Origin of the sequence: Phenylobacterium sp. (assembly GCF_036963605.1) — a bacterium.
Lineage (GTDB): Bacteria > Pseudomonadota > Alphaproteobacteria > Caulobacterales > Caulobacteraceae > Phenylobacterium.
In genome coordinates this window covers 16,444-27,382 of sequence record NZ_JBALUY010000044.1, presented here as the reverse complement: position 1 = coordinate 27,382, position 10,939 = coordinate 16,444, and the positions used below count along the sequence as shown (strand labels likewise).

The 10,939-nt window shown below is 68.0% G+C and carries 10 protein-coding genes; 6 read left to right on the top strand and 4 right to left on the bottom strand.

The window, feature by feature from the left end; all coding sequences use genetic code 11:
- Nucleotides 1-131 precede the first annotated feature (131 nt).
- The gene (locus V7702_RS10090) at nucleotides 132-653 is read right to left on the bottom strand and encodes a hypothetical protein (RefSeq protein WP_335649983.1); all 522 of its coding nucleotides are present in this window, start codon (nucleotides 651-653) and stop codon (nucleotides 132-134) included.
- 78 nt (nucleotides 654-731) lie between these two features.
- Complete coding sequence (locus V7702_RS10085) at nucleotides 732-1,502, bottom strand: LOG family protein (RefSeq protein WP_335649982.1); 771 nt, start codon at nucleotides 1,500-1,502, stop codon at nucleotides 732-734.
- A 194-nt stretch (nucleotides 1,503-1,696) separates the two neighbouring features.
- Here V7702_RS10085 and V7702_RS10080 point away from each other — a divergent pair, with 194 nt between their 5' ends.
- From V7702_RS10080 to V7702_RS10070, 3 genes are all read left to right on the top strand, one after another.
- Nucleotides 1,697-1,975 carry an HU family DNA-binding protein gene (locus tag V7702_RS10080; protein WP_300579223.1) on the top strand — a complete coding sequence of 93 codons (279 nt, stop codon included), beginning with the start codon at nucleotides 1,697-1,699 and terminating at the stop codon, nucleotides 1,973-1,975.
- A 167-nt stretch (nucleotides 1,976-2,142) separates the two neighbouring features.
- Nucleotides 2,143-2,631 carry a hypothetical protein gene (locus V7702_RS10075; protein ID WP_335649981.1) on the top strand — a complete coding sequence of 163 codons (489 nt, stop codon included), beginning with the start codon at nucleotides 2,143-2,145 and terminating at the stop codon, nucleotides 2,629-2,631.
- Between the two features lie 105 nt (nucleotides 2,632-2,736).
- Nucleotides 2,737-3,348: a pyridoxamine 5'-phosphate oxidase family protein gene (locus V7702_RS10070; protein WP_335649980.1), complete on the top strand. Its 612-nt coding sequence runs from the start codon at nucleotides 2,737-2,739 to the stop codon at nucleotides 3,346-3,348.
- A gap of 4 nt (nucleotides 3,349-3,352) precedes the next feature.
- Here V7702_RS10070 and V7702_RS10065 read toward each other — a convergent pair whose 3' ends face one another.
- On the bottom strand, nucleotides 3,353-4,525 hold the full coding sequence (locus tag V7702_RS10065) for an aromatic ring-hydroxylating oxygenase subunit alpha (RefSeq protein ID WP_335649979.1): 1,173 nt from the start codon (nucleotides 4,523-4,525) through the stop codon (nucleotides 3,353-3,355).
- A gap of 24 nt (nucleotides 4,526-4,549) precedes the next feature.
- Nucleotides 4,550-5,122 (bottom strand): TetR/AcrR family transcriptional regulator, encoded by a 573-nt coding sequence (locus tag V7702_RS10060; RefSeq protein WP_335649978.1) that lies wholly within the window; start codon nucleotides 5,120-5,122, stop codon nucleotides 4,550-4,552.
- A 148-nt stretch (nucleotides 5,123-5,270) separates the two neighbouring features.
- On the opposite strand from V7702_RS10060, the gene V7702_RS10055 reads away from it, so the two are divergent.
- From V7702_RS10055 to V7702_RS10045, 3 genes are read left to right on the top strand one after another with little or no spacing between them, the layout of a single operon-like run.
- Nucleotides 5,271-6,074, top strand: coding sequence for an ImuA family protein (locus tag V7702_RS10055; protein ID WP_335649977.1), 804 nt, complete (start codon nucleotides 5,271-5,273; stop codon nucleotides 6,072-6,074).
- Nucleotides 5,956-7,548, top strand: coding sequence for a Y-family DNA polymerase (locus tag V7702_RS10050; RefSeq protein ID WP_335649985.1), 1,593 nt, complete (start codon nucleotides 5,956-5,958; stop codon nucleotides 7,546-7,548). The genes V7702_RS10055 and V7702_RS10050 overlap by 119 nt, the downstream gene beginning before the upstream one ends.
- On the top strand, nucleotides 7,545-10,934 hold the full coding sequence (locus V7702_RS10045; protein WP_335649976.1) for an error-prone DNA polymerase: 3,390 nt from the start codon (nucleotides 7,545-7,547) through the stop codon (nucleotides 10,932-10,934). Before V7702_RS10050 ends, V7702_RS10045 begins: the two co-directional genes overlap by 4 nt.
- The last annotated feature ends 5 nt before the right edge of the window (nucleotides 10,935-10,939 follow it).

The window sequence follows — 10,939 nt, the reverse complement described above, 5'->3', positions numbered from 1 at the left end:
GCCAGAGCCGCGAGGGTCCAGCTCGAGCGACGCTCAGACGACATGATGGAATATCTCGCGGGGGAACTCTAACAAGTCTCGATCAGACCGCGCCCCGTCCCCAGAGGCAAGCCTGCATCACCGCAGGGACATCACCGCAGGGCGTAGAGTTGACCCCGGCTGAGGCGATGGGCGAAGCGGTCGAAGGTCCAATGGGCGTCACCCCATACCGCCTGGCGCCGGGCATCGGTGATGTCGGTGGCGTACCAGCTGAAGGTGACCGGCATGACCTTGCCGTCGAAGGTGATCATCTGGCCTTCAATCGCCGCGCCGCCGAGGGAGAAGCTGCGGAATGAAAGCCCGGGACGGTCCCCCAGCTCCTTGCGGGTCGGCCGGTTGGGCTTGGCGTCGGTGAGCACGAGCTCGACCCGGCCCCCGGCCATGACGCCGGTGCGAGCAAGTTCCCGGGCGACCTCGTCCCTCAGACCATCGGCCAGTCGCTCGATTTCGGGCAGGCCATAGGTTTTGAGGGCCTTCTCACGGAATTCGGGGGCGATGGATACGGTGACCTCGGGGGGCTGCACGGGGTCGATCTGGTCAGCCGCCGCCAGGCCGGGCAAAACAAGGCTCGCCATGGCGAGGGCGGCCAGGGCGCCGAGCGCGATCCTGAGCATGGGGCAGCCTCCGATTGAATCCCGAGCGACGATGCGGCGAAACCGTGGCGCCACTGTGACGGTAGGGAAGGTTGGGGGCTATTCGACGGCGTGCAACCCCTTGGCCTCAAGAACTCGCCAAACATCCTCCGGCGTGTCGGCGTACCCGAACAGGTCCAGATCAGCCGAAGCGATCATGCCGTGTTCAGCCAAGGCCTCGAAATTTATCACCTTTCGCCAATAGGCCTCATCGAACAGGGCGATGGGGATCGGCGGGCTCTTGTGGGTCTGGCGCAGGGTCAGAAGCTCGAAAAATTCGTCCAGGGTGCCGAAGCCGCCTGGAAAGATCACCAGCCCGCTGGCTCGCATGGCCAGGTGCATCTTGCGCATGGCGAAATAGTGGAATCGGAAGGTCAGTTCCGGGGTCGAGTAGCGGTTTGGCTCCTGCTCGTGGGGCAGGGTGATGTTGAAGCCGATGGACGGCGCACCGATGTCGGAGGCGCCGCGGTTGGCCGCCTCCATGATGCCGGGCCCCCCGCCGGTTGCGACCACATTATGCCGCCCGTCCGCCCCGTTCAGCAGGGCGCCGCCCTGCGCCGAAGCCAGGCGTCCGAATTCCCGGGCCGCGGCGTACCAGCGAGGCTCTTCCCCGGGACCGTCGGGCCGCACCCGGGCGCTGCCGAACACCACGATGGTCGACAGGACGCCCCACTTCCGCAGGGCCTCCTCGGCCTTGGCGTACTCCAGCAGGAAGCGCACGCCGCGCATGGAGTCCCCCAGCAGGAAGTCCTGGTCCAGGGCCGCCAGACGGTAGGATGGGGAGGCCATCTGGCCTGAATTGCCGTTGGGGACGGGGGCGTCTTCGGTCATGAGCCGGTTGTGCCCGGAGTCGGCGCAAGGGGTCGAGGCGCCCAATCTGGGGCGAAAAGGGGCGAATACAACCTCCCGTTCACCTTAGTGAACAAAAAATCCCTTGAATTGTGGGTCTTGGGTCCATTTGCTCAGGTGACACCCGCCCAAGGCCTTGGCAGTGTCCAAGGCCGATTCCCAACCTGGAGCCATCCATGAACACCTCCGACATCATCGATCGCGTCGCCGCGGCCGACGACAAGCTGACCAAGGCGCAAGCCAAGCAGATTGTGGACGGCGTTTTCGCCGCCATCCGCGACGCCGCCATCAGCGGTGAGGAAGTGTCCGTGCCGGGCTTTGGCAAGTTCAAGGTGCAGAACAAGCCGGCGCGCACGGGCCGCAACCCCCAGACCGGCGAAGCCGTCCAGATCGCCGCCTCCAAGAAGGTGTCGTTCCAGCCGGCCAAGGCCCTGAAGGACGCCGTCAACGGCTAAGGCCGAGACGATCTGAGAATACGCGGCCCCCAGGCGGGGCCGCCCGAGCGCCGTCACCATCCGGCGATCAAGGCCGGCGTCTCCGCGACGCCGGCCTTTGTGTTGCCGGCCTTGGTTTTGGGTCGCCCTGGGCTAGGATGCGAGACCAGGGGAGGGAGCCGGCCAATATGGATCTTCAGCGTCCGCGGCCTGAACGGATTATCCTCGCCTTTCTCATCGCACCCCTGGCACCCTCGGCCTTGGCCGCGACGTTGACCCTCTTTGATGGCCAGCCGAATGGCGGCTATCCACAGTGGTTTGCACTTTTCGCCTTTGCAGCCTTTCCGACGGCCTTGCTGTTCGGGGCGCCGGCCTATTTCCTTCTGCGCAACCGGTTGGAGCCGAGGCTTGTCTACATCGCCCTGACCGGTGGGCTGATCGCGGTGGCCCCATGCATGCTGCTCGTCATCTTTGGTCCAGCTCCGGAATTCGCCAGTTCTGGCCAGCGCGTCACGGTCGAGCATGGCGCCAGGACCCTCTGGGGTTGGCTGGAAGCGCTCGGGTCGATCAGCGGGATCTTCGCCCTCGGCCTGATCGGCGGCTTCACCTTCTGGCTCGTCGCGCTGGGCCTTCCTGGCTGGAAAGCCGATGACCCCCCGTCGGCGCTTGATGGGTAAGGGCGGGCGGTTGGGTCTTCTTCCGCCCCCCGCCACCTATGTTCTCGACGCGGGAGATGCTTCATCCTGACGCTTGATCTCACCGGTGATCGAAGGAGGGGGCTCATGTCGTTCATTGAAACCATCGCCGATCTGGAGGCCCTCTATGGGTCGGCCAACGCCGCCTCGACGGTGAAGGTCGCCGACCATGTGACGGCGCTCTACCGGCCTTTCGTGGAGGCCTCGCCCTTTGTGGCCCTGGCGACCAGCGGGCCGGAGGGGCTGGACTGCTCGCCGCGGGGCGACCAGCCGGGCTTTGTGCGGATCGAGGCCCCGAACCGGCTGGTGATGCCCGACCGCCGCGGCAACAATCGCTGCGACAGCCTCCGCAACATCGTGCGCGATCCGCGCGCCGCCTTCCTGTTCCTCATACCCGGCTCCGGAACCTGCCTGAGGGTCAATGGGCGCGCGCGCCTGTCGATCGACGAGGATCTCCTGGCCAGCTTCGCCGTCGAGGGAAAACCGCCGCGCTGCGCGATCGTGCTCGAAACCCAGGCGGTCTATTTCCAGTGCGCCCGGGCCATCGTGCGGTCGCACCTGTGGGACGCCGCCCGCCACGTGGCGCCGGACAGCCTGCCGACGCCCGGACAGATCCTGGCGGCGATGTCCGACCAGCAGGAGGGCGGCGAAGACTACGACCGCCAATGGCCGGGACGCGCCCAGGCCAGCCTCTGGTAGGCGGCTAACTCGTCGGGGCCAGGAAGGGCAGCGGCTCCAGGTCGAGGGCCTTGCGAAAGGTGTTGTGATAGTGGTGCAGCGGCGGCTCGTTGCGGCCAAACAGCACCTCGGGCAGCAGGCCTGACGCCAGGGCGCGCTGGGTGGTTTCGGCCGTGGCGTAGTCCTCGGCGGCGACGACCCGGGTGAAGGCTTCCGAGAAGGTGGTGGCTAACGCCGGGTTTTCGGCCAGCGCTTCAGGCGCAAAATAGTAGCTGATCTTCGAGACCGACCGGCCGGGATCGTCCGGGTGGGGATAGACCCGCACCACGGCGATGCGGTGGGCGTCCACATTGATCACCACGTTCGGGAACAGGAAGTAGACCGGAAAGCCGCCGTCCTCGATGCGCCACTCGGCCTCCGGCCTGTCGCGCAGGGCGTCGATGCCCTTCAGGCACAGGATCATCCTGTGGTTCCGGTCATAGCTCCGATAGGACAGCACATCCCCATGGAAGTTGTTGGCAAGGGTGTCCTTGTGCAGCCGCTTGAAGTGGTAGGTTTCGCCGAACGTGTCGGTGGCGAGTTTCCAGTTCAGCTTCATGTCCAGGGCCTGTTCCAGGCCGACGACATATCGGCCCCAGCCCCAGGACTCGAAGTCCTCGGCCACGCCCTGGAACAGGGCCTCGGTGTCGATGACGCCCTTGGGGTCGGGATGGACCAGCAGGAAGCCCAGGTGTTCGACGCAGGGCAGTTCCACCAGGCCCAGGCAGGCGCGGTCGACGGCGCCGAAATGCGCTTCCATCGGCAGGCCCACCAGTGCGCCGGCGGCGTCGTAGGTCCAGGCGTGGAACGGGCAGGTGAACAGCGTCTTCCGCCCCTTGGGCGCCTGTTCGACCATCGAGCCCCGATGGCGGCAGGCGTTCAGGAAGGCGTGCGCCACGCCGTCCCGGTCGCGGGTCACCAGCACGGGGACGCCGAAGTCCTCGGTGGTCATGAAGCTGCCGGGCTCCGGCAGGTCGCCGCTCATACCCACCACCTGGGGATGGCCGCGGAAGAACCGCGCCCATTCCTGCTTGGCCAGGTCGGGACAGGTATAGGTCGTGGCCGGTGCGGCGCGGACGCCGCCGGCGTCGGCGTTCACGCCCTCATCGAGCTGCTGCAGGAGTTCGCGGAGGACTTCGACCTGGACGGCGTGTTTCATCGGGACTCACCTGGATCGCAAGGGTCAGAGGGCCGCATCGACGATGCGGAAGGCGGTGTGGATCTGGTTGCGCTGTGTCTCCGGGGGCAGGGCGCGCCGGCTGGAGACGCGCAGGCCCTCCAGGAGCAGCATGAGCACCGCCGAGAGGTCGGCGGCTTTCTGCGGCGAACATCCGGTCGTCAGAAGGCTAGCTTCGAAGGCGGCCTGGACCTGGGCCAGATGGGCGCTGGCCCGTTGGCTCAGGGCGTCGTCCACCCCGGCCATCTCCAGGCTGGTGTTCACCAGGAGGCAGCCCCAGTGGGACTCGCCGTCGCCCATGCGCCCCAGGCCGATCTCGAAGAACTGCTTCAGACCGTCCAGCGGCGGGTTCGTCTCAAGGGTCCCGTTCAGGAAGTTGAGGGTCCGCTCGGCGAACAGGTCCAGGCATTCCAGGAACAGGGCGCGCTTGTCGCCGAAGGCGGCGTAGAAGCTGCTCCGGCTGATCTCCATGACGGCCAGGAGGTTTGAGAGCGAGGCGGCCTGATAGCCGCGGCGCCAGAACAGCAGCAGGGCGCGATCACGGGCGAGGGTTCGGTCGAATTCCACGGGGCGGGCCATGGGAGATAGTTTTGTACCGATCAGTCCCGAATTGCAACGGCTTCAGATAGCGTGGATATAATGCGCCTAAGATAGATTATCGGAAATTATAGGGGCTGAGTCGGAGCGGTTCTTGACTCTGGCGTTCTCAGCGACGCAAATAGAACAAATGAGGAACAAGTCTTCAGAGCGTGGCCAGATCGCCGCCCTTCGAACCCAGTTGGCGACCCTTGAGGGTCCCGGCGGCGGTCGGGTGCGGACGACCTCTGAGGCTGTGGCGGAGTTCTCGCCATTCAGCGCGGATTTTCAAGGGCTTCACGACCTCTATGCCGACAGCGTGGCCGACGCCGCGGCCGTCAACGCCTTTGGTCTGGGCCTGGCTCAACGCGTCGCGGCCGGACGTCCCATCGTCTGGGGACTGCACGACCAGATGGCCAACGAGGCCGGCCGGCCCCATGGCCCGGGCCTTCAGGAAATGGGCGTCGATCCGGCGGGCCTGCTGCTGGTGCGGGTCCGCGACATGAAGGCCCTGCTGGCCGTGGGTGAAGACGCCCTGCGCAGTCCCGCTGTGGGCGCTGTTCTGCTGAGCGCCTGGGGTGAGGCCAAGGCCTTGAGCCTGACGGCCAGCCGACGCCTGGCCCTGGCGGCTGAGACCGGCGGGGCGCTGTTCCTGGCCCGGGCGGGCGCCGTTCCAGCGCCCAGCGCGGCCGAGACCCGTTGGGCGATCCGGGCCATGGCCTCACGGCCCCTGGAGGCTGGCGCGCCCGGACATCCTTCCTTTCTGGCCACGCTGCTGCGACGGCGCAGCGGCGGCGGCGAAACCAAGACCTGGCCCATGGAGTGGGACCGTGACCATCGATCGTTCCGCCCGCCGGCGCCGCTATCTGGCGATCTGGTTCCCCTGGCTGCCCACCGAACGGCGTCTGCGCCAGGCGGCCGCGCGGGAGACTCCGGGCCAAGACGGGTCGCCTGAAACGGGGCAGTCGCAACTCACGCCGGTCGTCCTGCCCATTGTTCTGGTCGAGAAGGTCAAAGGCGCCCTGCGCCTGGCGGCGGTGGACCCGGCCGCGGCCAGGGCTGGCCTTTCGCCGGGCCTGACCCTGGCCGACGCCCGGGCGCGGGTCCCGAGCTTGCGCACCCTGCCCCATCGCCCGGAGGCCGACGCGGCCCTGCTGGCTCGAGTGCTGGAGGATTTCGACCGTTTCACCCCGATGATCGCCCTCGATCCGCCCCACGGCCTGGTGCTGGACATCACCGGCTGCGCCCACCTGTTCGGCGGCGAGGCGGGTCTGGTCGAGGCGGTGGAGGGCCGCGCCCGGCGCATCGGCCTGCAGATCCGCGCCGCTCTGGCCGATACGCCCCAGGCAGCCCGGGCCCTGGCGCGTTTTGGTCCGGCCAGAATTTTCACCGCGCAGGCGGCCCGCGACAGTCTGCGCCGCCTGCCGGTGGCGGCCCTGGAAATGTCGCAGCCTGAGGAAAGCGCTCTGCGGCGGGCGGGACTGAAGCGGCTGAGCGACCTTGACGATCGCCCCAGGGCGCCTCTGGCGGCGCGGTTCGGCGCAGGCTTTCCCGCCCGGCTGGCGCGGATTCTGGGGGATGAGGACATCCGGATCACCCCGCACCGCACCCCACCGCCCATTGTCGTGGACCGTCTTTTCTTCGAGCCGATCTCCAATCCCGACTATGTAGAGCAGGTCCTCGCCGACCTGCTGGATGAGGCGGCCGACCGCCTGGACCAGCTGGGCCACGGGGGCCGGGGTTTCGGCGTGGATTTCTACCGAGTGGACGGCGAGGTGCGCCGGGTCGCGGTGCGCACCGGCCGCCCGACCCGGGACCCGCCGAGCCTGGTCCGGCTGTTTCGCGAACGGCTGGGCGCGCTGGCCAATCCCCTCGATCCCGGATTCGGCTTCGACCAGATGCGCCTGTCGGTCCTGGTCACCGAAATCCTGGCCCCGACCCAGCGAGGCCTGGAGGGCGACCGGCCCACCGACGAGGATTTCAGCCGCCTGATCGACCGCCTGACCGCAAGGCTGGGGCCGCAGGCGGTGCTGCGGTTCGAGGCGGTGGGCTCCCATATCCCAGAACGCGCCGGGCGGCTGGTTTCGGCCAGCGCAGGCGCGAGCCAGGCGCCGTGGCCGGAGCGCGCGCCGGAGGCCCCGCCTCTGCGGCCCCTGCAGATGTTCCACCCTCCCCAGCCGGTGGAGACCCTGGCCGAGGTGCCCGACGGCTCGCCCCTGCGCTTCCGCTGGCGGCGCGTGCTGCATCAGGTGGTGCGCGCCGAGGGGCCGGAGCGGATCGCCGGCGAATGGTGGCGGGCGCCCGACCAGAAGACCCGTGACTATTACCGGGTGGAGGACAGCGAGGGCCGCCGCTTCTGGCTGTTCCGACAGGGCCTGTATGGCCAGGCGCCGGAGCCGCGCTGGTACATCCACGGCCTTTTCCCATGACGGCGCGGCCCCTCCCCCTCCCCTCGTCCCCGGCCTATGCCGAGCTGGCGGCCACCAGCAACTTCTCCTTCCTGCAGGGCGCCTCCCATCCCAAGGACCTGGTGCTGACCGCCCTGTTGCGCGGTCAGGCCGGGCTGGGCCTGGCCGACCGCAATACGGTGGCCGGGGTGGTGCGGGCCTGGAGCGCCCTGAACGACCTGCGCCGCGATGGCCTCGCGCCGCCGGAGAAGCTGCGGGACGGGGGAGCGCCGGGCGAGGTGGCTTTCCAGGAAGACCCCCTGAACGATCCCAGCCTGTCGGAAGAGATCAAGCGCCGGGCCGCAGGCTTTCGTCTGATCCTGGGGGCGCGACTGGTCTTCAACGACGGGACCCCCGACATCCTGGCCTATCCCGAAAGCCGCGAAGGCTGGGGGCGGCTGACGCGCCTGCTCAGCCTGGGCAACCGGCGGGCGCGCAAGGGCGCCTGCGAGATTGGCCTGAACGATCTGTTGAACCACCTGGACGGCCTGCTGTTGATCGTCATGCCCCCTGAGCGGCTGGCGGACCTGGAGACCGTCCTGCCGCGTCTGGCCCAGGCCTCGCCCGGCGCGCTCTGGCTGTCAGCCGCCATGCTGCGGCGGGGCGATGACCGCCGACGGCTGGCGCGGCTGCAGGACCTGGCGGCCCGGAGCGAGATCCCGCTGCTCGCGGTCAATGACGTCCTTTATCACTCGGCCGAAGAACGCGACCTGCAGGATGTGCTGACCTGCATCCGCCACGGCGTGACCATCGAGGTCGCCGGCCGCCTGCTGGCCGCCAACGCCGAGCGCTGGCTGAAGCCGCCCGAGGAAATGGTCCGCCTGTTCCGCGACGCGCCGCAGGCCATCGCCGAAACCCTTCGCCTCCTCGACCGCGTCGCCTTCGATCTTTCGGACCTCCGCTATGAATATCCGGAGGAGCCCATCCCCCCAGGCTGGAGCCCGCAAGGCTGGTTGGAGGAGCTGGTCCGGCGGCGCACTGACATCCGCTATCCAAAGGGTGCGCCGGAGAAGGTCCAGAAGTTGTTGGCCAAGGAGCTGGCCTTTATCGGTGAGCGAAGTCTCGCCCCTTACTTCCTGACAATTCAGGATATTGTCCGAGTGGCTGAGGACAAGGGCATCCTCTGCCAGGGCCGAGGCTCGGCGGCCAATTCCGCAGTCTGCTACGTGCTCGGCATCACCTGCGTCGACCCGGCGACCCATGAGCTGCTGTTCGAGCGCTTCCTGTCCTCCAATCGCAACGAGCCCCCCGATATCGATGTCGATTTCGAGCATGAACGACGCGAGGAGATCATCCAGCACATCTATGAGCGCTATGGCCGCCACCGGGCGGGCATCGCCGCTACGGTCATCCGCTATCGTCCCAAGAGCGCCATCCGCGAGGTGGGCAAGGCCCTGGGCCTAACCGAGGACGTCACGGCCCGCCTGGCCGCCAGCCAGTGGGGCAGCTGGGGGGCGGAGATCGGCGATCGCCATGTGCAGCAGGCGGGTCTGGACCCGGCCAACCCCATGATCGGCCGTGCGGTGGCCATGGCCACCCGGCTGCTGGGTTTTCCACGCCATCTTTCCCAGCATGTGGGGGGCTTCATCCTGACCCGCGGGCGGCTGGACGACCTGGTCCCCATCGGCAATGCGGCCATGGCTGACCGTACCTTCATCGAATGGGACAAGGACGACATCGACGAGCTGCGTCTGATGAAGGTCGATGTGCTGGCGCTCGGCATGCTGACCTGCATCCGCAAGGCCTTCGACCTGATCCGCGGCCATTCCGGCGAGGACTGGCAGCTTCACACCGTTCCGCAGGAGGATCCGGCGGTCTACGACATGCTGTGTCAGGGCGACTCCATCGGCGTCTTCCAGGTGGAGAGCCGGGCCCAGATCAACATGCTGCCGCGGCTGAAGCCGCGACGCCTCTATGACTTGGTGATTCAAGTGGCCATCGTGCGGCCGGGGCCCATCCAGGGGGACATGGTCCACCCCTATCTGCGCCGCCGGAGTAAGTTGGAGGAGGTCAAATACGACTCTCCAAGCCCGGAGCACGGGCACAAAGACGAACTGAAGAACGTCCTCAACCGCACGCTGGGGGTGCCGCTGTTCCAGGAACAGGCCATGAGCGTGGCCATGGTGGCGGCGGAGTTCACCGAGGCCGAGGCCAACGGCCTGCGCAAGGCCATGGGCACCTTCCGCGGCGACGGGACCCTGCACACCTATGAAGGCCGGATGGTCAACCGGATGATCGCCCGGGGCTATGACCCGGAATTCGCACGGCGCTGCTTCGAACAGATCAAGGGCTTCGGCTCCTACGGCTTCCCCGAAAGCCATGCGGCTTCCTTCGCCCAGCTTGTCTATGTCTCATCCTGGATCAAGCGCCACCATCCGGCGGCCTTCGCCTGCGCGCTGCTGAACAGCCAGCCCATGGGATTCTACGCGCCCGCCCAGATCGTCCGCGACGCCCAGGAGCATGGGGTGGAGGTGCGCCCCATCGACGTGGCCTTCAGCGGCTGGGACAATCATCTGGAGGGGCCAGCCGACGCGCCGGCCCTCAGGCTCGGCCTGCGCCAGATCGACGGCTTCCGCGAGGACTGGGCGACCGCCCTCGTGGCGGCGCGCGACGGCCCCCTCCCCGATGTCGAGGTCTTGGCCAGGCGGGCCAACCTGCCGGGCGGCGCCATGCGCAAGCTGGCCGACGCCGACGCCTTCCGCTCGGCGGGGCTGGATCGGCGCCAGGCCCTGTGGGCGGTGCGTCGCCTGCCCGACGATGACCCCCTGCCCCTCTTCGCTGCGGCGCGGGCGCGGGGCGCGCGGGAGCTGGGGGCCGAGCCGGACGTCCATCTGCCGCTGATGCCCCTGGGCGAGCATGTGGCCGCCGACTACCAGACCACGCGGCTTTCCTTGAAGGCCCATCCCATGGGGCTGCTACGCCCGATCTTCGCAGGCGAGGGGGTGCTCAGCTGCGCGGAAACGACGGCCAGGCGGAGCGGCGTGACCGCCCGGGTGGCTGGGGTGGTGCTGGTGCGTCAGCGTCCTGGCTCCGGCAACGCCATCTTCGTCACGCTCGAAGACGAGACCGGCATCGTCAATGTGGTGCTCTGGGCGCGGATGTTCGAACAGTTCCGGCGCGAGGTGATGGCCGCCCGCCTGATGGAGGTGGAGGGCCTGGTGGAGAAGAGCCCTGAAGGCGTCGTCCATCTCGTCGCCCGGCGGGTCATCGACCGGACGCCCGAACTGTCACGCCTTTCCGAAGACCACGAGACCGATATCCAGCTGGCTCGGGCCGATGTGGTGGCCAACCCCCAATCGGCCCGTCACCCTTCGCACCGTCATCCCAGGGACGTGAGAATCCTGCCAGGTTCCAGGGACTTCCACTGAAACCC